The following is a 23,205-nucleotide window of genomic DNA, read 5'->3' on the forward strand; positions in this document are numbered from 1 at the left end:
AGGCGGCGTCTCGGCGTGACGGAGCCTAGAAGGCCTCCGCCGGCAGCGCCATCATCGTCGCCGACCCGGTCGAGATCCGGGCCAGATGCGCCGCGGTTTCAGGCATCACCCGCTCCATGAAGAAGCGAGCGGTGACCAGCTTCGTCTCGTAGAAGGCAGACGAACCGTTGGCACCCGCGGCGAGCTTCATCTGCGCGGTCTTCGCCATCTGGCCCCACATGTAGCCGAGCGACACGAGGCCGAAGAGATGCATGTAGTCGGTCGAGGCGGCACCGGCATTGTCGGGGTTCGACATACCGTTCTGCACCAGCCACATGGTCGCGGCCTGCAGGTCGTTCAAACCCTTCTTGAGCGGCTTGGTCAGCGGCGCCATCTTCTCGTCGGCGCGGTTCTCCTCGCAGAAGTCACCGACCTCCTTGAAGAAGGCCTGCACAGCGCGGCCGCCATTGGCTGCGAGCTTGCGGCCGACGAGATCGAGCGCCTGGATGCCGTTGGCACCCTCGTAGATCATGGCGATGCGGGCATCGCGCACGAACTGGCTCATGCCCCATTCCTCGATGTAGCCGTGGCCGCCATAGACCTGCTGCGCCATCACGGCATGCTCGAAGCCCTTGTCGGTCAGCACGCCCTTGATGATCGGGGTCATCAGGCCCATGTGGTCGTCCGCCGCCTGCCGCTCCGTCTCGTCGCCGGAGCGATGGGCGACGTCGGACTTGATCGCCGTCCACAGGATCAGCGCCCGACCCGCCTCGTTGAAGGCCTTCATCGTCAGGAGCTTGCGGCGGATGTCGGGGTGGACGATGATCGGATCCGCCTTCTTGTCCTTCGCCTTGGCGCCGGTCAGGGAGCGTCCCTGGATGCGTTCGCGGGCATAGTTGACCGCGTTCTGGTAGGCGATCTCCGCCACCGAAAGACCCTGCAGGCCGACCCCGAGGCGCGCCTCGTTCATCATCACGAACATCGCCTTCAGGCCGCCGTTCTCGGCACCGATCAGGTGCCCGACAGCCTCGTCGTAGTTCATGACGCAGGTGGCGTTGCCGTGGATGCCCATCTTCTCCTCGATGGAGCCGCAGGACACGCCGTTCTTCTCCCCCGGATTGCCATCGGCGTCGAGCTTGAACTTCGGCACGATGAACAGCGAGATGCCCTTGACGCCCTCCGGCGCGCCCTCGATCCGGGCGAGCACCAGGTGGACGATGTTCTCGGCCATGTCGTGGTCGCCGGCAGAGATGAAGATCTTCTGGCCGGAGATCCTGTAGGACCCGTCGCCGGCCGGCACCGCCTTGGTCCGCAGCAGCCCGAGATCGGTGCCGCAATGCGGCTCGGTCAGGTTCATGGTGCCCGTCCAGCGGCCCTCGGCCATCTTCGGCACGAAGGTCTGCTTCTGCTCCTCGGTCCCATGCGCCAGGATCGCCGCGATCGCACCCTGGGTCAGGCCCGGATACATCATCAGCGCCATGTTGGCCGAGGACAGGTACTCGCCCACCGCCGAATGCACGGTGTAGGGCAGCCCCTGCCCGCCATACTCGGTCGGCACCGCCAACGACATCCAGCCGCCCTGGCAGTATTGGTCGAACGCGTCCTTGAAGCCCTTCGGCGTGGTGACCGATCCGTCGTCATGGCGCACGCAGCCTTCCCGGTCGCCCGAGAGGTTGAGCGGATGCATGACGTTCTCCGCGAGCTTGGCGCCCTCCGCGAGGATAGCCTCCAGAACGTCCGGAGTGGCGTCGGAAAAGCCGGGAAGGTTGGAATAGCGCTCGTAGCCGAGCACCTCGTTGAGCACGAACAGCGTGTCCTGAACCGGGGCACGATAGCTGGGCATGGAATCCTCCAGTCTGAAATCCGGGGCGCCCCACGAGTGCGAAGGCGACCACATCTCGTTGGAGCGTGCCCTAGCAAATATTGACGTTTGCGTAAACGTCAATTCGGCGTGAGGTGGTTTTTTTGGATTGCAGAATACGCGAACGGCGCGCCGAAGCGCGCCGTTCTGCGTTCATCCCGTGACTTCGGCAGGCGGCAGCGGTCAGGCTGCAGACTGGCGCTGCCGCTCCTCGAGCGAGGTGCGCACGACCTCCATCGCCGCGCGAAGCTGTTCGATGGCGTCTTCGATTGACTCGCGCTGCTTCTCCAGCCGCGAGAGCTGCTTCTCCGATTTCTCGAGCGCCACGCGCAGCTGCTTCGTGTTGGTGCCCTGGGGATCGTAGAGGTCCATCATCTGCTTGACCTCTCGCAGTGAGAAGCCGACGTTGCGACCGAGCAGGATGAGGCGCAGGCGGGCGCGCTCGCGGCGAGAGTACAGACGCATGCTGCCCTCGCGCTTGGGATGCAGCAGACCCTTGTCTTCATAGAAGCGCAGGGTGCGCAGCGAAACGTCGAATTCCTTGGCCATATCGCCGATCCGCATCAGTTCGTCGTCGGACTCGGAAAAGGCTTCGGATGCGTTGGCCATGGCCTCGATGGCCGAGACTGTCTTCATCATGTTCAGTGGTTCCTTCGGCGCGGCCGCCGCTCGGCGCACGCAATCGCGGCCCAGTAGGCCAGTTTCTTCGTCGTTCAGCTAAACTGAAACGTCAGCCGCACGGCGCCCATGGACACCCGGCCTCTCTGCATGGGCGCGCAGTTAGGGAGCCGCGCGATGGATTGCAATTCAAGTTTGGATACAAACTGTTTCAAATCGGAACGGGTATCGCAGCGTCATGAACGGTCTGCTGGCCGGTCCGTTGGAAATCTTAAGCATGGTTAACGGCTTGTTTACCACGTTGAGCGAATGGTTGGGCGTCGATTTCCCGTAGGTATCCCGTCTCGCGTTCCCCACGGCTGTCTGCACCGAAAAGAGGGCCAGGCGCGATGACCGCCAATCCGAACGCAGCCTGCGCGATGACGACGGTCCGGCCGGCGCCCCGCGCCATTCACGCGATTCCGGGAGAAGTCTCGGGAAATCCTTACGAACAGGCTTTTCGATGAACAGCAACCGGTCCTTTCTCGACACCCTGAATGCCGGCCGGCAGCGTCGGGCGCATGCCTCCCTCGAGGATCTCAATCGCACGCTCGAGGATCTCGAGACCCGCTTTGGCAGCATGCAGCAGGGGCGTGTCCCCTCCGAAGACGAGAATCGTCGCGCCCGGCGCCTCACCGACGTCGTGGCGCCGCCCGCATCGCGCGCGCAGCGTCAGGCCCGCCCGGAGCCGCGGGCGACCGACAGCACGCCGTCCCCGCGCCGTGGCGCCGAAAGTGCCGACGCGATCGGATCGATACGCCGCGAGATCGAGCGCTCGCGGCAACAGGTCGCAGGCACGGGCGCGCTTTCCAGCCTGTCGGACGAACTGAAGGCGCTGCGCGAGGACATGCGCCAGCAGATGTCCTCCGGCATGCGCAAGGAATTCGACGCTTTGCGCGACGATCTCGGCCGCACCGGCGTCCCAGGCGACGGCGGAAGGCCGCGAACTGGCCGCCGAGATGGAACGCCTGTCGCGCGCGATCCACTCCATGGCCAGCCGCAGCGACGATCGAGGACTGGAGATGCTCCGCGCCGAGATGGAACAGGTGCGCACGACGCTGGCCGAACTGGCGCGCGAGGAGACCCTGCGGTCGATCGACAGCCGCTGGTCGCGTTTCGAGGAGCGCGCCGACACACGCGGCACGCCGGATCCGGCCATCGCTGCGCTGACGCAGCGCCTCGAACAGATCGGCGAGGCGATCGGGAACCTGCCTGATTCGCGCGCCCTGCGGTCGCTCGACGAAAAGGTTCGCACGCTCGCGGGTGCCGTCGACCATTTCTCGCGTCAGGCCGGCAACCCCGTCGACTCCTTCGAGACCATCGAGCATCGGCTCGACGAGATCTCGCGCGCCATCGTCGCGTCGAGCGTCTCCGGCAGGACCGTGCCGACGGAACCCTTCGAGCGCATCGAGGCCAGGATTGCGGCGCTGGCGCAGCAGATCGACGAGATGTCGGCGGAAACCGGATCCGGCGAACTTCTCGACCGTCTGGGCGCCCTGACGCGGCGCGTCGAGGATATCGCCCTGCAGGCATCGCTTCCGGAGAAGGCCATCGAGCGGCTGGGCCGCCAGATCGCCATCGTCTACGAGAAGCTCGAGAACGATTCCTCCGGCACCGAACGCGAGAGGGTCCTCGACAGCCTCGAGCGACGTTTTGCGGAGATCGCCGCGCTGTTCGAGGAGCGCCACGAGCGCGCCACGGCCCAGGGGCACGCGCTGATGCGCGACCTGGATCGCCGGCTCGAGGAGATGACGGAGCGCCTCGACTCCCGGCCCGGCGTGGAGCCCGGCCTGCTCGAGGCGCTGGACGAAAAGTTCGCCGACCTCTCCGATCGCATCGACGCCGCACGCGCGGACCGGACCGATCCGCGTCTGCTCGAAGCCTTCGAGCGCCGCCTCGAGAGCATCGCCAACAGGCTCGATCACTCGATCGGTCGCGTGGGCGACCCGGATCCGATCCTGCTCCAGGCGCTCGACGAGAAGTTCGCCGACCTGTCCGAGCGGATCGACGGCCGTTCCGGCGTGCCGGGCGGGCTGGCGTTTCGCGCGCTGGAGGAACGGCTCGAGAGCATCGCCGCGCGCATGGAGGACACCGCGCGGCACGCGGCCGACATCGACCCGCATCTGATCCTCGGACTCGAACGGCAGCTCGCCGGACTGACGGCCCATCTCTCGCGTCCGCGTACCGAGGCACCGGACGTGGACGTGCTCGCCCCGCGCCTCGACAACATCGAACGTTCGCTGGCCGGCCAGCGCGACCAGATCGTGGCGGCGGCGCAGGAGGCGGCGCAGCGCGCCGTCGCCTCGCTGCGTGCCGGCGGCATGGATGACGAGGACGCCAGCGCGCTCGCCGAAGAACTCCGCACGCTGGAAGCGCTGGCGCGCAAGTCGGACGAACGCAACACCCGCACCTTCGAGGCGATTCACGACACGCTGCTGAAGGTCGTAGACCGGCTGGCTTCGCTTGAGGTCCGCAATGTGGAGACCGCGACCGCCTACCGCAGCCGGCTGGATGACGCCGCGGTTCCGCCGCTGTCTCCCGGCGCCGACGAGATGCCGATCGCCTCTGCCGCAGCGGCGCTCTCCGCATCGACCGCGATCCCTGCGGCGCCCGTGCTCCGGCCCCAGCCGCCCCGCGTAGCGGCCAAGGCAGCCGCACAGGCCGCGGCGGCTTCCGCGGACGACGCGCCGACGGGCGAGACGCCCAAAAAGTCGCTGTTCGGCGGCTTCGCGCGCGCCCTGTCGGGGCGAGGCGAGCCGAAGCCGGAGCGGCCCGTCCAGCAGGAGCCGGTGCTCGCGGGCATGGCCGAGCCCGGCATAGACGAGCCGCTCGCCAACGCCGTCGTCGACCAGCCGCTGGAACCCGGGTCGGGCGCGCCGGACCTGAACGCGATCATGCGTCGCGTGCGCGAGGAACGTGCCGGCGCGCCCGGCACACCGGACACCGGCGCGACGGGCAAGGCCGACTTCATCGCAGCCGCCAGGCGTGCGGCCCAGGCGGCGGCTGCAGAGGCGCAGACCTTCCGTCAGGCCGACGGCGCGGACGGCGCCAAGCGGAAGTTCAGCCCCTCGGAATTCCTGCGCGCCAAGCGCAAGCCGATCCTGATGGCCGCTGCCGCGATCATGATGGCGCTGGCCGGGCTTCAGCTCGGAAAAGCCTTCTTCGCCGATGCCGTGCGTATCGCCGACGTGCCGGCGGCGCCGATCGCGACCGCGGCGCCCGAGGCGCCTCTCGTCGCGTCCGCCCGCGACGTCGCCGTTTCCGGCGCCGATTCGATGCGCAAGGCGCCCTCCGCGGCCCCGGCCACGGTGACGCCGGGGCCGACGGGGATCTCCGGGGCGTCGGTGGCGCCCGTGCAGCGGGGCGTGCTGACGGCTTCGGCGACAGCGGAGGCGCCCGGCCCGGCCGCGGCCCCCGCAGCGCAGGACGTCTCGACCGCGGACGGCGGCGAAAACACCGCTGCAGAGGCGATCGACACGACGGAGGTCGACACCGACGAGGTGGCGTCGCTGGGGTTCGAAGCCGCGCCGGTCGAGGCCGGGCCGCTCGCGCTGCGCGAAGCTGCCGATGCCGGGGATCCGAAGGCGATATTCGAGATCGGCAACCGCTACGATTCCGGCCGCGGCGTGGCCGCGGACCGGACGGTAGCGGCGAAATGGTACGAGCGTGCCGCCGAGCAGGGCTTCGCGCCGGCGCAGTACCGCATCGGCAATTTCCACGAGAAGGGCATCGGCGTCGAACGCGACGTCGCCAAGGCCAAGACCTGGTACCAGCTCGCCGCGACCCAGGGAAATGCCAGCGCCATGCACAATCTCGCCGTGCTGTTCGCCATGGGCACCGACGGCGCCGTCGACAACGAGTCGGCGGCCCGCTGGTTCGTCAAGGCCGCCGAACTGGGCGTGAAGGACAGCCAGTACAATCTGGGCATCCTTTCGGCCAAGGGCCTCGGCGTGCCGCAGAGCCTCGAGGAATCCTACAAGTGGTTCGCCCTGCTCGCCAAGGACGGCGACAAGGATGCTGCCGCCAAGCGGGACGAGGTCGCCAATGCGCTGCGGCCCGAACAGCTGGCGCGGGCGCGCGCCGCGACGGAACTGTGGAAGCCCAAGCCCCTCGCCGAAGAGGCCAACATCGTCGACGTTCCCGCCGCATGGCAGGAGAGTGCGGGCACGACCTCGAGCATCGACATGAAGAAGGCGGTCATGACGATCCAGCTGATCCTCAACAAGAACGGCTACGACGCCGGCGCGGCCGACGGCGTCATGGGCGGCCGGACGAAATCCGCCATCATGGCCTTCCAGAAGGACAACGGAATGGCGCCGACCGGCGAGGTGAATGACGAGCTCGTACAGGTGCTGCTGGCCAGGAAGTGACGCCCGGGCCGCCGGTGCCAACGCTGATGGCCGGAAGAGCCATGTCGCAAACGGCATAGCCGTCTGCGCGAATGACGTTTGACTCCGCCATCATCAGGGCGCAACAAGCCCTTAATGATCCGCGTGTTAGGCTCCTCGGGGTCGGGGTCGTTGCCGAACGCAACCTAGTCGAGTTGGTCTGGTGGGCATTTATCTTCCCATCGCGGAAATGTCGGTCAACCTGTTCGTTCTCCTCGCCATGGGAGCGGCGGTCGGCTTCCTGTCCGGCATGTTCGGAGTGGGCGGCGGCTTCCTGATCACCCCTCTCCTGATCTTCTACAACATCCCTCCGGCGATCGCCGTGGCGACCGGCGCCAACCAGGTCATCGCCTCGTCCTTCTCAGGCGCGCTGGCGCACTTCAAGCGCGGGACCATCGACTTCAAGCTCGGGACGGTCCTGCTGCTCGGCGGCGTTTTCGGCTCGACCTTCGGCGTCTGGGTGTTCAAGCTCCTGCGCCAGCTGGGCCAGCTCGACCTTTTCGTGTCGCTCCTCTACGTCGGCCTCCTCGGGACGGTGGGCACCCTGATGCTCGTCGAGAGCGTGAACGCGCTGCGGGCGGCACGCAAGGGCGACACCACCGGTCTGCGCCGGCCGGGCCAGCACAACTGGATTCACAAGCTTCCGCTGAAGATGCGCTTCCGCGCCTCCAAACTCTTCGTCAGCGTCATCCCCGTCCTCGTGCTGGGCGCGGCCATCGGCTTCCTCGCCTCGATCATGGGCGTCGGTGGCGGCTTCATCATGGTGCCGGCCATGATCTACCTGCTCAAGGTGCCGACCAACGTCGTCATCGGCACCTCGCTGTTCCAGATCATCTTCACGTCCGCCTATACGACCATCATCCATTCAGCCACCAACCACACCGTCGACGTGGTTCTGGCGATCGCGCTGATGGTCGGCGGAGTCGCAGGCGCGCAGTATGGCGCCAAGGCCGGCCAGAAGCTTCGCGGCGAACAGCTGCGCGCCCTTCTGGCGCTGCTCGTGCTGGCGGTGGCGATCCGTCTCGCGTTCGATCTGTTCGTCCGCCCGCCGAACGTCTACTCGCTCTCGCCCCTCGTGGTGCTCTGAGCCATGGCGGGACGGCACACCGGACTTGCGGCGGCCATATTCCTCCTGGCCTGTCTCGGCGCCGGGGCGCACGCGCAGCAGCCCGAAGCGGCCGTGCCGGCCGCCCCCGCAGAACCGGCACCGCAGCAGGTGCCGGCGACCCTCGTCGAAAGCATCCAGATCGGCCTCTCGACCGACCGGATCTCGATCACCTCCGACTTCTCGGGCGCCGACCTCACGATCTTCGGCGCGCTCGACAATGCGGATCCGCTGATCAACCGGCAGGGCCGCTACGACGTCATCGTGGTCCTCGAAGGCCCGATGCGGCCCATCGTGGTGCGCAAGAAGGAGCGGGTGCTCGGGGTCTGGATCAACACCGACTCCGAATCCTTCGTCAGCGCACCGGCCTCCTACTCGGTGGCGACGACCCGGGCGCTGCAGGACATCACCGATCAGAACAATTTCCGCCAGCTGGCGCTGGGCACCGACAACATCTACATCGCGCCGCTCGACCGGACCGGCGATCCCGCCAAGATCGACGAGTTCGAGGCAGCGCTGCGCGGACTGAAGCGCACGAGCGGCCTCTACTCCGAGAACATCGGCGGCGTGCAGTTCCTGACGCAGAGCCTCTTCCGGGCGACCCTGCGGCTCGCACCCAACGTGCCGGTAGGCACCCACAAGGCGCGCGCCTTCCTCTTCAAGAACGGCATCTTCATGAAGGAAAGCTCGGCCCAGCTGGCGATCCAGAAGGCCGGCTTCGAGCAGACGCTGTTCCGATTCGCCAACACCAACGGCTTCGCGTATGGCGTGCTTTCCGTGCTGCTGGCCATCGTCATCGGCTGGCTCGGACGCGTTATCTTCAGGCGGGACTGAGAATGCCGGACGACTCCTCGCGCGATGCCGGACAGGAAGCGAAGACGGAGCGTACCGCCCGCTTCCTCGCCCTCGCCGGATACGCGCCGATCCTCGTCCTGGTGCTGTGGCTGATGGGCATCGATGCCGGGCATCCGGCGCGGCAGCCGACCCAGGCGCTGCTCGAAAGCTATTGCGCGATCATCCTGTCCTTCCTCGGCGGCATCCGCTGGGGACTCGGCATGGTGTTTCGCGGGGGCGGAAGCCCGCGCGATCTCGCCATGAGCTGCATCCCGCCGCTGCTCGGCTGGGCTGCCGTCTACGCTCCCGTTCCCTATGCCTTCGCCCTCTTCGCCGTCGCCTTTGCGGCGCAGGGCGCATGGGACAACTTCGCTGCCCATTCCGGGATCGCACCGCCCTGGTTCGGCCGCCTGAGAATCCTCCTCACCACGCTCGTCGTGGCGGCGATGGTGCTGGCCTTCGTGGCGACGGCCTGAGCTCAGCCGGGCGACAGCATCTTCCCGGCCACCGGATACACCCGGTCCGACCCCAGCATGTATGCCCGGAAGACCGTCCAGTCGAACAGCCGGGCGAAGGCGCGATCCCGCACGTTGAGCGCGCCGGTCAAGGCGCCGAAGGCGGGCATGATCAGCCGGCGGCCGTCGGTCGCGAAGCAGGGCCGCCGCACCGAGCGTCCGCGCCGCACCACGCGCGCACCCGGGTGCAGGTGACCCGCCACCTCGCCGTCGCATGCCTGGCCGAGAGGTTCGTGGCGAAACAGGAGGCTCCCGACCGCGATCTCGCGCACGCTCCGTCCGGGCAGCCCGGCAGGCGGTTCTGGATCGTGGTTGCCCACGATCCAGAACCAGTCGCGGTCCTTCATGAGCAGGTTCAGCCTGTCCCGGAACATCTCCGGCATGTCGCGCGCGCCTCTGGCGTCGTGGAAGGAATCGCCCAGGCTGATGACGGCTGCCGGCCGCCAGGCCGCCACGACGGCGGTCAGCCGGTCGAGCGTCGCCGCGGTGTCGTAGGGCGGCATCATGACGCCGCGCCGCGCGAAGGCCGCGCCTTTCTCGAGGTGCAGGTCGGAAACCACGAGCAACCCGTGCGCCGGCAAGAACAGCGCCCCCGCCGGATCGCACACGGCCTCTTCTCCGGCGACGGAGACCAGGGCCGCACTGCCGTCGATACGCGCGGCGATGGTCATCGGGTCCTTCCGGTCATCAGTCCCTGCGCCTCCTCGATCAGGTCGTCCGCCGCCTCGGCCAGAAGCGTGTCGCTCGCCTCGCCGTTCACCGATTCCTTGCCGATCTCCAGCATGATCGGAACCGCCAGCGGCGAGATCCGCCCGAGGTCCTTGTGCATGATTCGACCCTTGATGCGCGAGAGCATATCCGACAGACGCGCGACGTCGAGAAGCCCCGTCGCCGCATCGGCGCGCGTGGCCTGCATCAGGATGTGGTCGGGTTCGTGGCTGCGCAGGACGTCGTAGATCAGGTCCGCCGACACCGTCACCTGCCGCCCGGTCTTCTCCTGCCCCGGATGGCGCTTCTCGATCAGCCCGGCAATCACCGCGCAGTAGCGGAAGGTGCGCTTCAGCAGCCAGCTCTCCGCCAGCCACGCATCGAGGTCGTCGCCCAGCATATCCTCGTCGAAGAGCTGCGCCAGCGGCGCCTCGCCCGATCTCGCCATGCTCCCCATGTCCGACAGACCCCACACCGCCAGTGCATAGTCGCTGGCGACGAAGCCGAGCGGCCGCGCCCCGGCCCGCTCCAGCCGTCGCGTCAGCAGCATGCCGAGCGTCTGGTGCGCCAGCCGGCCTTCGAACGGATAGGTCACCATGTAGTAGCGCTGCCCGCGCGGAAAGGTCTCCACCAGCAGATGGTCGCGCTTGGGCAGCGCCGAGACGTCGCGCTGCAGCCGAAGCCAGTCCGCCACCTGGTCGGGCAGCGCCTGCCAGCGCGCCGGATCCGCCAGCATCGCCCGCACCTGATCGGCGAGATAGGTCGACAGCGGGAACTTCCCGCCGGCATAGGACGGCACCATGGCATCGACGCCGGTGGCATTCGACACGAAGGCTTCGTTCTCGCGGATTCCCTCGAAGCGGAGCACCCGGCCGGAGAACATGAAGGTGTCGCCGGGCGCCAGCGTTTCCAGGAAGTACTCCTCGACCTTCCCCAGGACCGGCCCCCCGCGCCCCCCTGCCCCGCGCCCCGACCGGACGTAGCGCACGTTGAGCATCGGCGCCTCGATGATCGTTCCGACGTTGAGGCGGTACTGCTGCGCCACCCGCGGATTGCTGACGCGCCACAGCCCGTCCTTCGTCTGCCGGATGCGGGCATAGCGCTCATAGCTGCGCAGCGCATAGCCGCCGGTCGCGACGAACTGGACGATCCGGTCGAAGCTGTCGCGGTCGAGCGCGGCATAAGGCGCGGCCGTCCTGACCTCCGCGAACAGCGCGTCCGCCGAGAAGGGCGCGCCGCAGGCGCATCCGAGCACGTGCTGGGCCAGCACGTCGAGCGCACCGTCGAGCAGCGGCGGCGTGTCCTGCGCACCCAGATAGTTCGCCTCGATGGCAGCGCGGCATTCCATCACCTCGAACCGGTTCGCCGGCACCAGGATCGCCTTCGAGGGCTCGTCCATGCGGTGGTTGGAGCGGCCGATGCGCTGGGCGAGCCGGCTCGCGCCTTTCGGCGCGCCGACGTGGACGACGAGGTCGACGTCGCCCCAGTCGATCCCGAGGTCGAGCGTCGACGTCGCCACGATCGCCCGCAGCGCGTTGTTCTCCATCGCCTTCTCCACCTTGCGGCGCTGTGCGACGTCGAGCGAGCCGTGATGCAGCGCGATCGGCAGGTTGTCGTCGTTGATGCGCCACAGTTCCTGGAACAGCATCTCGGCCTGGCTGCGCGTGTTGACGAAGAGCAGCGTCGTCCTGTGCCGGCGGATCTCTTCGTAGACCTCCGGCATGGCATGGCGCGCCGAATGCCCCGCCCACGGTACCCGTTCGCGCGATTCCAGGATGGTGATCTGCGGCTTTGCGCCGCCCGCCACGGTGATCAGGTCGGCCATCGCGCGGGATCCGTCCTGCGGAACCAGCCAGCGGCGCAGCGCATCGGGCTCGGCAACGGTGGCCGAGAGGCCGACCGTCTGCAGCGACGGCACCAGCCTGCGCAGCCGTGCCAGCCCGAGCGCCAGCAGATGACCGCGCTTGGATGTGACCAGCGAGTGCAGTTCGTCGAGCACGACGTAGCGCAGGCCCGAGAAGAACCGCGCCGCGTCCGCCGAGGCGATCAGCAGCGCAAGCTGCTCGGGCGTGGTCAGCAGGATGTCGGGGGGCGACAGCTTCTGGCGCTGGCGCTTGTGGGCGGGCGTGTCGCCGGTACGGGTCTCCAGCGTGACCGGCAGGCCGATGCCTTCGACCGGCTTCGTCAGGTTGCGCTCGATGTCGACGGCCAGCGCCTTCAGCGGCGAGATGTAGAGCGTGTGCACGCCGCGATGCGCTTCGCCCGGCCTGCGCCTGCCGCGCTCCGCGAGATCGACCAGCGACGGCAGGAACCCGGCCAGCGTCTTGCCCGCACCGGTCGGCGCGATCAGCAGCACGGAGGCACCGCCCTGCGCCCGGACCAGCAGGTCGAGCTGATGCGCCCGCGGCGCCCAGCCGCGCTCGGCGAACCAGCGCAGGAAGGCGGGCGGCAGGCGCGCGGCGGCCGTGTCGGGCGGGAGGACGGACTGGTTGGTCACGGCGAAAGAACTAAAGCAGAACAGGCGTCGTGGGAAGGGTGCAGCTGGACACGACGACCGCAGCGGCGGCGATCCAGGCCGGAACGCGCGCAGGCGAGGGCCACCCCGATGCGGACAGACCTCAGTTCGGCAGCGCGACAGGCTCGTCGCCGGCCTGGACCCCGTCCTCGCGGACGGGCTGCAATGCCTCCGCCCTCCCCTTCCGCGCGACAACGATCAGCCCCTCGACCGGCTCGCCGCGGTCCATGCGGATCGTATGCGGATCGAGGGAGACGATGGTGAAGCCGGCGACGGCGAGCAGATCGCGCAGCGGCCCCTCCGAATGCGCGTAGCGACGCGATGGGCGCAGCACCACCGGTTCCGGGCCCTCGTGCCGTTCGACCGAGAAGGCGAAGAGGCCGCCCCGCGGCAGCAGGGCGGACACGGTGCCGACGATCCGATCGAGCGCGCCCATGTAGAGGAACACGTCGGCCGCGACCACCAGATCTGCTGGCATGGCGGGGCGCCCCCCTTCGCCATGCGACGCTCCGGCACAAGCGGTCGCGGGATCGAGCGTCTGCAGGTCCTGCCGCCGAAGCCTGTCGTAGATGCGCTTCGCCTCCGCCCTCTTCAGCATGCCGGCCGAGATGTCGACGCCGTCGAGGAAGCTCGCGCGGCCGCGCAGCCGCTCGCCCATCAGTCCCGTGCCGCAGCCGAGATCCAGCGCATGTGCGAACCGCACGGCACCCGCCGCCGAAAGCGCCTGCGCGATCAGGTCCGGCACGCGGTACGCGAGGCGCTCCACCAGCGCCTTGTCGAACCGGTCGGCATACTGGTCGAACAGTGTTTCGACGAAGGCGCTCGGCGGCGCGTCGATGGCATGGGCGGCACCCAGCAGCCCGAGCTTGAGGCTGGCGCCCAGACGGTCGGACGGGTCGACCCGAAGTGCCTCGGCGAAAGCCTCCGCAGCCGCCGCCTGCTCCCCCGCCGCCTCCCGCATTTCGCCAAGGCGGAACCACCCCGCCGCCCAGCCCGGCACGAGCCTCAGCGTATCGGCCAGCAACCCGGCGGCCGCTGCGGCGTCGCCGCCCGAGAAGAGCATTTCGGCATAGTCGGCGCGGCGGTCCGCGACCAGGTCGCCCGAGGAGAACTGCAGCGATGTCATGAAGATGGACCCGGCAACCGCACTCTGCGGACGACGGCTTATGGGTCAACTCTCGGACATGCGCAAGCCGCGATCCGCCGGCAACCCTCTGGCTCGGATTCACACATTGTTGCAGTCGTGCCACAGCCCGGAAAAGTTCCGTTACGGAGGCGCCCGCTGCTATCGATGTGCACCTGCGTCGGGTACTTAACAAAAGAGACAGTCTAGGGCGGCGTGATTCCATGCGCCCGTTCATGTATTGATGCGAGGCAGGGGAACGACATGATGGATCGAGTGAAGCACAGCGGAAGCCCCGCCCAGGCCGGAAGCCTCACCGGCGGCAGGAGCGCGGCCCGGCGCAATGCACTGCTCGGCGGTGCGGCGCTCTGCGTCGTCTTCATGACCATCGGAACGCCGGGTGATGCCAATGCCGCCTGCTCGATCAACGGCACCATCCAGACCTGCACCGGCCTCCTCGGCGACGGCGTATCGGCCACGAACCCGGTCGAGACGCTGATCATCGACGACGTGACCGGCAAGGTCTGGCCCGATCTCGCCGGCGTCAATGCAATCGACTTCCAGTCGACCGGTCCGATCACCATCATCAGCGACACCGGCAAGTTCGCGACCATCGCCGTCGATGCCGACGGCATCAACGCCAACACCACGGGCGGCTCGATCACCATCTCGCACGACGGCGACATCGTTTCCGACGGCGGCTACGGCGTGCGCACCATTTCGCTCGGCGGCACGTCGATCATCGTGGACGGCGACATCGAGAGCACGCTCGGCGGCATCAGCGCCCGCAACGACGACGCCGGCTCGACGCTGTACATCTATCATGAGGGCGACATTTCGGCGTCGGCGGGTCCCGGCATCGACGCGCTCTCGTCGAGCACGGCCGTCGAAGTCGTCAACGAAGGCGACATCGCCGCCGGTGGAGACGGCATCCGCGCGGTAGCAACCTCATCCGCCGGCGTCACCGTCACCCAGACCGGCGACATCGATGCCGGGGACCGCGGAATCTTCGCCAGTGCTGCGCTTGGCACCGTGACCGTGAACAGCGTCGGCGACATCGTCTCGGTCAACAACGGCATTCATCTTCTTTCTTCGTCGTCCAACGCGACCGCCACCCATTATGGCGACGTCACCTCGAGCGGCGGTGTCGGCATCATGGTCGAAGCGCCCGATGGCGGCGCAAACCTTACGGGCGCCGGGACGATCTCGGCTTACGAAGACGGCATTTTCGTCCAGTCGACGGGGTCGGACGACTCCGCCAGCGTGGTCTGGAACGGTGACGTGACGTCGCAGACCGGCAAGGGTGTCTACGTCTACGCAGCCAATGACTTCGTCGCGGTCACTACGACCGGCAACATCTCTTCCGCCGATGATGCGCTCTTCGCCATGACGGCGAGCTTCGCCGGCGTCGCCGTCGATCATACCGGCAACCTCACCTCGTCCTCCAAGAACGGCGTCTACGCCTATGCCGCGGGCGGCGCGGTCTCCGTCGACGTCGACGACAGCGTCATCAATGCCTCGGGCTACGGCATCTTCGCGCAGACCAAGGGATCAGGCAGCGACGACGGCGTGACCGTCCAGTTCGACGGCACCATCGCCGGCAGCTGGATCGGCATCCAGGCCGAAGCGACGGCAGGCGCCGTGCTCGTCATCAGCAACAGCTCGATCACGGCCTGGGATCACGGCATCTGGGCGGCCAATACCGGTTCGGAGAGCGTGGCGGTCATCCAGTCCGGCAGCATCTCCGCGGATTCCGGCCACGCCATCTACGCCTACACGCCGAACGGCGCCGTCACCGTCTCGGCGTCGGGCGATCTGTTCCAGGCCGGCGGCGCCGCGATCTATGCCGAGAACAAGTACAACGCCCCCGTCATCGTCGGCATCACGGGCAACATCCAGGCCGGTGGCGACGGCATCACCGCGCTGTCGGCGCAGGGAGTGGTGAACGTCACCATGCGCGGCGACATCGACGCGGACGGCGCCGGCATCTTCGCCCAGAGCAAGGCCTCGGCGACCGTCACGGTCGACAGCATCGGCGACATGGACACCGGCGGCGACGCGATCTTCGCCAGTTCCTCGCAGGGCATCGTCGACGTCGACTCGATCGGAAACCTCACGGCCGGCGGCTATGGCATCTATGCCGTCAACCTCGGCAGCAACGTCGTGACCGTGAACAGCACCGGCAACATCGATGCCGGCAACCGCGGCATCTACGCCCAGTCGGCGACCGGCGCCGTCACCATCGTGACGAACGGAAACGTGGGGTCGAGTTCGGACGCCATTTTTGCGCAGAGCGATGGCTCGGCCACCGTTTCCGTCATCAGCAACGGCGATCTCACCGCGGGAACCAATGGTGACGGCATCTACGCCTACTCCGCGACCGGCCTCGTGACGGTCAGCAGCACCGGAAACATCTCCGCCGACAGCGACGGCATCTTCGCCCGCTCGATGGGCAACAGCACGGTCTCGATCACCAGCCTCGGGAACATCTCGGCGGATGACGGCTACGGCATCTACGGCTACTCGGCCACGGGCGTGGTGACCATCCTGTCTACGGGCACCATCTGGTCCGGCGATCACGGCGTCTATGCGCTGAACCTCGGCGATGGCACCGTCGGCGTCGCGCGGTCGGGCGACATCTATGCCGACGGCAGCGGTATCCGCGCAACGTCGACGGGCGCCACCGTTTCGATCATCAATTCCGGCAACATCGAAGCAGGCGGCGACGGCATCTTCGCGCTGACGAACGGAAGCAATGGCGTCGGCATCAACAATGTCGGCAACATCAATGCGGACGGCTACGGCATCGCGGGCCATTCGGATGCGGGATCCGTCACCATCAACAACACCGGCGACATCTGGTCGGGCAGCGACGGCATCCGCGCGACGACGCTCAGCACGTCGAAGGTCACCGTCACGCAGCTCGGCGACATCGATGCCGACGGCTTCGGCGTCTACGTCAATGCGCTCGACGGCAATGCCGAAGTGGACACCACCGGCGACATCACCTCGGTCAATCACGGCATCTATGCCCTGACCAACGGCGACACCCTCATCGACATCGACCACGAGGGCAGCATCACCTCCACCAGCGGCAACGGCATCACCGCGACGTCGATTGCCAGGGGGACGATCGACGTCAACGTCGACGGCGGAACGGTTTCGGGCGCGCTCGACGGCATCCGGGTCACGAGCTACGGTGCCATGACGGTCACCGTCGGGGCGGATGCCTCGGTCACGGGCACCACCGGCAATGCCGGTGTCCGCTTCGTCGACGGTCTCGGGCTGCAGCTCACCAACTACGGCTCGATCTCGAACACCGGCGGCATCAACCAGTTCGCCGTGGTTTCGGCCCAGAACGACACCACCGTCGACAACTACGGAACGATCAGCGGCAACGTGCTGCTCGGCCCCTGGAACAACCCCTTCAACAACCGCTCCGGCGGCCTGTTCGAGATGGGCGGCACGGTCAACATCGGTAACGACAGCACCCTCAGCAACTCGGGCACGCTGTCGCCGGGCGGCGACGACAATGTCTACACGTCGACGCTGACGGGCATCCTCGTCAACGAGGCGACCGGTACGCTGCTGTTCGACGTCGACATGGACAACGGCACCGCCGACCGCATCGCCGTCTCCAACACCGCCTCGCTCGACGGCGACCTGCGGCTGAACTTCGTCAGCGCCGACGGCACGCCGGAGACCTACACCATCATCACCACGGCGAACGGCGCCACGCAGTCGCTGACCATCACCAACCCCTTCGTGCTCGCCGGCGTCAGCACGGTGAACGGCGGCAACGACGTCCAGCTGTCGATCAACGGCTTCGACTTCTCGCCGGCCGGCATGGGCGACAATGCCAGCTCCATCGGCAACGCCATCCAGGCCAGCATCCAGGGCCCCGGCGGGCTCGAGCCGCTGGCGGTGGCGCTGCTCAACCTCGGCTCCGTCGAGGAAGGCGAGGCCGCCCTCAACCAGCTGTCGCCCAACATCTACGTCGCCGACCAGATCGCCGCCGTGCAGGACATCGACACCTTCTCCGACGGCATGCTCAGCTGCCGCATGGCCGGTGGCGAGAACGCCTTCGCCGCCGAGGGCGAATGCGCCTGGGGCCGCGCCGTCTACAGCGAGTACGACCTGAACGCCGCCAATGGCGACCTGACCGGCTTCAACACCCGCTCCACCGAGATCATGGGCGGCGTGCAGATGGCGGTCGACGGCACGCCCTGGCGCCTCGGCGGCTCCATCGGCTACCGCTCGTCCGACCGCGACGGCGACGGCGGCGCGTCGAGCAAGGGCGACAGCTTCTCGGCCGGCGCGGTCGTCAAGTACGCACCCGGCCCGCTGCTGCTGGCGGCCTCGCTCTCGGCCTCCCACGGCAGCTACGACACGCTGCGGCCGATCGCCTTCGGCAACTTCACCGACCTCCTGTCGGGCGAGACCGACGTGACCACCGTCAGCGGCCGCCTGCGCGCCGCCTACACGCTGCAGACCGGCGGCTTCTACCTGCGCCCGATGGTCGACCTGTCGGCCACCTACGTGCGCACCGGCGCCTTCACCGAAAGCGGCGGCGTGGCCTCCATCAGCAGCAACGGCGTCGACAACACCGTGCTGGCGCTGCTGCCGGCGGTCGAGGTCGGCGGCCAGATCGAACTCGGCGGCGACATGCTGCTGCGGCCCTACCTGCGCGGCGGCGTCGCCCTCTACACCGGCAACGACTACTCGCTGACCGGTGTCTTCAACGCCGACGGCAACGCCGCGACGCCCTTCACCGTCGGCACCACCTCCGAAGACGTCCTGTGGACCGTCTCGGCCGGCGTCGACATCCTCAAGGGCGACATGGGCACCCTCCAGATCTTCTACGAGGGCGCCTTCGGCCAGGACACCACGATCAACGCAGGCGGCGCCAAGTTCAGCGTCAACTTCTGATCGGGTAACCGGAACGCGAGTATCATGACGGCAAGTTTCCAGAGTGACGTCATGGACTCGGAGCCGGCGGCGAATGCCGCCGGCGTCGTGTCCGTCGGCCGATCCTCCGTTCTCCCCCTGTGGAAGGCCTGGCCGCGTAGGGCGGTCGCAGCTGTCAGGTCTGCATGGCGGGCGGTCCATCGTGCCGTTGCGGCTTGGATCGCCGAGCAGCGGCGGACGTTCGAGTCGACCAGCATCAAGTTTTCCATCGTCCTTTCGCTGGCGGTGTTCGTCGGTTGTGCCGCCTATCACTTCGGCACGCTCGGCATGGTCGGAGCAGACGTCTTCCTCCACTATGCGATGCTGTTGGCGCTGCTCTATTGCAGCCTCGCCTACCAGTTCAACCGCTTCGGTGCCGCGCGGCGACGCGAGGACCTTCAGGCCGTCCAGCCTGCACAGATCACCTGGCGCGAGCCATCGACCGCTCCGTCGGTGACCATCCTCGTTCCTTCCTATCGCGAGGAGCGCCGCGTCCTGATCGGCACGGTGCTGTCCGCCGCGATCGCCGAATACGCCAACAGGCGGATTGCCGTCCTCGTCGACGACGCACCGTCCGATGCGTCCGCGCTGAGGACGACGCTGTCTGCGATCGAGGAAGTCACGGGATGGCTTGGCGAACAGGCCGGGCGCAGACGCGATGCTTACGCTTCCTGGCAGAGCCGCAAGGCTTCGACCGCCTTCGACGCGGCGGCAGAGGCACGCACCCTCTCGGTGGGCTACCGCGACGTGGCCGGCTGGCTATCCTCCATCGCGCTGCGGCTCGAACAAGAATCGCCGGAGGATTTCCAGCATGTCGACGGCTTCATCGCCGAGCGGATCGTGCGGGCGGCCGCTGCGCAGTACCGGGACAGGGCAGAAAGGCTCGCAAATACCCCTCTGACCGCTGAGGAAGCCGAGGCCGAGCATCTCCGGCTGTCGCTCGTGGTCTGCGACGACGTCACCCACTTCCAGCGCAAGACTTTCGCGAACCTTTCGCATGCGCCCAACAAGGCGATGAACCTGAACACCTACATCGGCCTGATGGGCGGACGCTTCGTGCGCGTTCACCGCAACGGCGTCACGAGCCTGGAACCGGCGCTGGGTTCCGAGGTGGACGTCGTCGTCCCGCGACCCGACTACGTGCTGACGCTCGACGCCGACAGCGTCATCCTCCACGAATACGTCGCCACTCTCGTCGACATCCTCGAGAACCAGCCGGACGCGGGCGTGGCCCAGACGCCCTATCTCACCTTCCCCAACGGCGATGCTCCCGTCGAGCGGATCGCGGGGGCGACGACCGACATCCAGTATCTCGTGCACCAGGGATCGAGCTGGTTCGATGCGGCCTTCTGGGTCGGAGCCAACGCCCTCATCCGTTTCTCCGCCCTGGAAGCCATCTCGAAGTCCCGCGTCGACGACGGCAAGCCGGTGCGCATCTTCATCCAGGACAAGACAGTCATCGAGGACACCGGCTCCACGGTCGACCTCATGAAGCTCGGCTGGAGTGTGCGCAACCACTTCGTGCCGCTCGCCTACAGCGCCACCCCTGCGGATTTCGGCGCGCTCGCGATCCAGCGGAAGCGCTGGGCGAATGGCGGGCTCATCATCATGCCGGACCTGATGCAGCAGTACCTGCAGTCGCCCGACCGGGTAGGCCGCCTCCCCGAACTCGTGCTTCGGTCGCACTACCTCCTGTCGCCGGCCATCGGCAACGTCGCCGTCTTCATGCTGATGATCTGGGCAGGCACCGAATCGAGCGGCATCCTGTGGACGCCGCTCGTCATGCTCCCCTATTTCATGCTGTACATGATGGATCTGCGGCGCCTCGGCTATCGCCGTCGCGACCTGTTCGGGGTCTGCTCGCTGAACCTGATGCTCCTGCCGGTCAATTTCGCCGGCATCATCGCCTCCATCATGCAGATGGTGACAGGCCGCAAGGGCAGCTTCATCCGCACGCCGAAGATCTCGCTTCGCACCAACGTCCCGCCCTATGCGCTGATCTTCAATCTCGGCGTCTTCGTCCTGATGCTGGCCTATGCGACCAAGGCGGTCATGAGCGGTGAACTGTCGGGCGGGGCCATCCCGATCATGAACATCATGCTGTTCAGCCTGAACATCCTGCTCTACAGCTACGGGCTCGTCCGTTTCGTGGGCGTGCTGGACAGCCTGGGCGACATGTTCCCGTCGCTCCGCCGCCTCGTGCTCGCCGTGAGCGCCGTCGTCGGCTCCGTCGCGCGCTTCCTGTCGCCCGTCTTCGCGCCGTTCGGGAGCCGTTACGTGTCCGTGCCGGCCCTGACCGCCGCCATGATCGTGCTGACGCCTGCGCAATCGGGCTCGCGAATCGCGACGGAGGTGACGTCGCCTCAGTCCCGAAGCCCGGCGCTGGTGCGCTCGTCGCCGGTACCGAAGATGCTCATCCCGATGACTTACCCGCCCTTCGCCAGTTCGCCGGTCGCGGACGGGCCAGAACGTCGTGCAGCCGTGCCTTCCGCTCCTCGGGAAGTCGTGGTGTCCGAGCCGGGGGTCGTTTGGCCCTATGCGGGATACTGAGCAGATGCTAATGAGGGCCGCACTCCTAGGCGAAGCGGGAATCAGGATGAACGGACATGAAGCGTAGGCGGATTCGCATCATCGACGTCCTTCTGCTGAGCGTGCTGACGGCCTGCACCATCGACGTCGCCTCGAAGATGGACGACGACAGCAGCCTCGCGGCGCGCCAGGCGTTCCAGGCCGGCGACAGCCTCATGAAGCTGGGCGGAGCGAAGAACGAAGCGCTCGCCGCACGCTACTACAAACGCGCCGCCGACATGGGCAGCCACTGGGGCCAGTACAAGTACGGGACGATGCTCCTCGAGGGGAAAGGCGTGGCCCAGAACGTTCCGGCGGCGGCCGAGGCCTTCGCCAAGGCGGCGGAAGAGAACAACGGCTGGGCACAGTACCAGCTCGGTGTGCTCTACATGGATGGAAACGGCGTGCCGAAGGACGTTGCTCGCGGCTCCGCGCTCCTGATGAAGGCCGCGGACCAGAACATCGGCTGGGCTCAGTACCGCGTCGGCGACATGTACGCCTCCGGCACCGACGTCCCGCAGGACCTCGCAAAGGCGCGCACCTATCTCGAGAAGGCAGCCGCCCAGGACATCTCCTACGCCCAGTTCGCGCTCGCCAATCTGATCATCGAGAAGGAGCCGCAGCGGGCCCGGACTCTGCTCCAGGAAGCCGCGGCAGCCGGCAACCAGCTCGCCGTCAAGCGGCTGGCCCAGCTCACGAGCTGATCCCCCGGCGCGCCGAAGACGCGCCGCCCTGTCCCCCGCTCCGTCTGGATGTCGCGCCGCCTGTGAAGAGCGGCCGGCTGCGAGGCCTGTCTCCCGACGGTCGCTTCGATCGGGACGGTGACATGCGCGAGGATGAAGTCACGATCCGGCGGGCTACTCCGGAACGCAGCGACGACGGCTGGAGATCGTGCCGGGCCGGGCGGTTCGACGCCATGAGGCGCTTCGTCAGAGGAATTGATCCTGCCGATCGAGGAGCGCCTCCGCCGTTCGCCAGGCGACCTGCTCCTTCTCGTCATCCGAAATCGTCGCCCCGCGGATCGCATCCAGGGGGCTGTCGTGGAAGATCGGATAGTCCGATCCGGCCATGATGCGGTCGGCACCGTAGAGCTTCACCGCCGCCTCCAGCGCCCGCGGCCCGAGCGAGGCGGCATCGTACCAGACCCGCTTCAGCCTGTCGGTCGGGAACGGCCGGTCGCCATTGCGATGCCGCCCGATGCTCTCCATTCGCTCGACGATGAACGGTATCGTCCCGCCGAGATTGATCGCCTGGAAGGCGATGTCGGGAAAGGTGTCGAGAATATCCGAAAGGATCAGGGTCAGCACGACCTGCGAGGCCTGCGCCTGCAGCACGACCGCCGAGGTGCGATACTGCGGATGGTCATCCGCAAGCACCGGCGCCGCCTCGCCCACCATCAGCCCCGGATGCAGCATGAGCAGCGCCCCGGTTTCGTTCGCCGCCCTCAGCACGGGTTCCAGTGTACGCGCCTGCGCGATCGTGCCGAAGTAGTTCGACGGCACGATCGCGCCCGGCAGACGCAACTCGCGCCGCACCCGAACCAGTTCGCGCGCGGCCTCCTCCATGTCGGCGAACGGCAGGCCGGCCAGCGCCGTCAGCCGGCCGGCGGTCTGTCCCCGCATCGCAGCCATGTGGTCGTTGAACCGGCGGATGGCCGGAAGCGAATCGACGAGCGGCAGGACGTCCGCACACAATGCGCCGGGAAAGGTCAGCATGCGCCGGGTCACACCCTGCACCGCCATCTCCGCAAGCCCCACCTCGTGATCATGATGCGCCGGTGTGAACGGGAATTCGCCGTTCATGGCGAGCATCACCGGACCGTCGATCGTTTCGCGCAGGCACGGCCGGCCCGTGCGGGCAGCCAGCATCTCGGCAAGACCTCCCCCATAGAAATGGGCATGCATGTCGATGCAGCGCGAGAGGTCCATGCGGCGTGCTCCGATCCGAAAGCCGTACTTCAGTTTCACTAAAGCCCATGCTAATGTCGGCGGCAAGTCGCGCAACC

At 67.5% G+C, this 23,205-nt stretch carries 14 protein-coding genes; 7 read left to right on the top strand and 7 right to left on the bottom strand.

Translation table 11 applies throughout. The annotated features are described in order from the left end of the window. Positions 1 to 25: 25 nt before the first annotated feature. The 3 genes from IAI54_RS14945 to IAI54_RS29210 form a co-directional block, all read right to left on the bottom strand. Positions 26 to 1,822: an acyl-CoA dehydrogenase C-terminal domain-containing protein gene (locus tag IAI54_RS14945; RefSeq protein ID WP_187967962.1), complete on the bottom strand. Its 1,797-nt coding sequence runs from the start codon at positions 1,820 to 1,822 to the stop codon at positions 26 to 28. Between the two features lie 201 nt (positions 1,823 to 2,023). Further along, the gene (locus tag IAI54_RS14950; RefSeq protein ID WP_187973165.1) at positions 2,024 to 2,476 is read right to left on the bottom strand and encodes a MerR family transcriptional regulator; all 453 of its coding nucleotides are present in this window, start codon (positions 2,474 to 2,476) and stop codon (positions 2,024 to 2,026) included. 466 nt (positions 2,477 to 2,942) lie between these two features. After that, positions 2,943 to 3,488 (bottom strand): hypothetical protein, encoded by a 546-nt coding sequence (locus IAI54_RS29210; protein WP_338021460.1) that lies wholly within the window; start codon positions 3,486 to 3,488, stop codon positions 2,943 to 2,945. Between IAI54_RS29210 and IAI54_RS14955 the strand changes: the two genes are divergently transcribed. From IAI54_RS14955 to IAI54_RS14970, 4 genes are all read left to right on the top strand, one after another. Further along, positions 3,487 to 6,867: a peptidoglycan-binding protein gene (locus IAI54_RS14955; RefSeq protein ID WP_338021461.1), complete on the top strand. Its 3,381-nt coding sequence runs from the start codon at positions 3,487 to 3,489 to the stop codon at positions 6,865 to 6,867. The two genes, IAI54_RS29210 and IAI54_RS14955, sit on opposite strands and share 2 nt — an antisense overlap. Before the next feature lie 181 nt (positions 6,868 to 7,048). After that, on the top strand, positions 7,049 to 7,972 hold the full coding sequence (locus tag IAI54_RS14960) for a sulfite exporter TauE/SafE family protein (RefSeq protein WP_187967963.1): 924 nt from the start codon (positions 7,049 to 7,051) through the stop codon (positions 7,970 to 7,972). 3 nt (positions 7,973 to 7,975) lie between these two features. After that, entirely contained in the window at positions 7,976 to 8,824 is an 849-nt protein-coding gene (locus IAI54_RS14965) for a TIGR02186 family protein (RefSeq protein ID WP_187967964.1), read from the top strand. 2 nt (positions 8,825 to 8,826) lie between these two features. After that, a complete protein-coding gene (locus tag IAI54_RS14970) occupies positions 8,827 to 9,300 on the top strand; it encodes a DUF3429 domain-containing protein (RefSeq protein ID WP_187967965.1) in 474 nt (157 codons plus the stop codon). A 2-nt stretch (positions 9,301 to 9,302) separates the two neighbouring features. Here IAI54_RS14970 and pdeM read toward each other — a convergent pair whose 3' ends face one another. The 3 genes from pdeM to IAI54_RS14985 form a co-directional block, all read right to left on the bottom strand. Next, a complete protein-coding gene (pdeM, locus tag IAI54_RS14975; protein ID WP_187967966.1) occupies positions 9,303 to 10,010 on the bottom strand; it encodes a ligase-associated DNA damage response endonuclease PdeM in 708 nt (235 codons plus the stop codon). Continuing rightward, positions 10,007 to 12,544 carry a ligase-associated DNA damage response DEXH box helicase gene (locus IAI54_RS14980; RefSeq protein WP_187967967.1) on the bottom strand — a complete coding sequence of 846 codons (2,538 nt, stop codon included), beginning with the start codon at positions 12,542 to 12,544 and terminating at the stop codon, positions 10,007 to 10,009. The genes pdeM and IAI54_RS14980 overlap by 4 nt, the downstream gene beginning before the upstream one ends. Positions 12,545 to 12,665: 121 nt before the next feature. Continuing rightward, positions 12,666 to 13,688 (bottom strand): class I SAM-dependent DNA methyltransferase, encoded by a 1,023-nt coding sequence (locus IAI54_RS14985; protein ID WP_187967968.1) that lies wholly within the window; start codon positions 13,686 to 13,688, stop codon positions 12,666 to 12,668. Between the two features lie 261 nt (positions 13,689 to 13,949). On the opposite strand from IAI54_RS14985, the gene IAI54_RS14990 reads away from it, so the two are divergent. The 3 genes from IAI54_RS14990 to IAI54_RS15000 are packed head-to-tail and all read left to right on the top strand — an operon-like array spanning position 13,950 to position 21,904. Beyond that, positions 13,950 to 18,614 carry an autotransporter outer membrane beta-barrel domain-containing protein gene (locus tag IAI54_RS14990; protein ID WP_187967969.1) on the top strand — a complete coding sequence of 1,555 codons (4,665 nt, stop codon included), beginning with the start codon at positions 13,950 to 13,952 and terminating at the stop codon, positions 18,612 to 18,614. A gap of 24 nt (positions 18,615 to 18,638) precedes the next feature. Then, the gene (locus IAI54_RS14995) at positions 18,639 to 21,182 is read left to right on the top strand and encodes a glycosyltransferase family 2 protein (protein ID WP_187967970.1); all 2,544 of its coding nucleotides are present in this window, start codon (positions 18,639 to 18,641) and stop codon (positions 21,180 to 21,182) included. Positions 21,183 to 21,238: 56 nt separating this feature from the next. Next, the gene (locus tag IAI54_RS15000) at positions 21,239 to 21,904 is read left to right on the top strand and encodes a tetratricopeptide repeat protein (protein WP_187967971.1); all 666 of its coding nucleotides are present in this window, start codon (positions 21,239 to 21,241) and stop codon (positions 21,902 to 21,904) included. A 225-nt stretch (positions 21,905 to 22,129) separates the two neighbouring features. On the opposite strand, the gene IAI54_RS15005 is transcribed toward IAI54_RS15000, so the two are convergent. Continuing rightward, positions 22,130 to 23,203 (bottom strand): amidohydrolase family protein, encoded by a 1,074-nt coding sequence (locus IAI54_RS15005; protein ID WP_187967972.1) that lies wholly within the window; start codon positions 23,201 to 23,203, stop codon positions 22,130 to 22,132. Positions 23,204 to 23,205: the final 2 nt, after the last annotated feature.

The organism is Aquibium microcysteis (assembly GCF_014495845.1).
GTDB lineage: Bacteria > Pseudomonadota > Alphaproteobacteria > Rhizobiales > Rhizobiaceae > Aquibium > Aquibium microcysteis.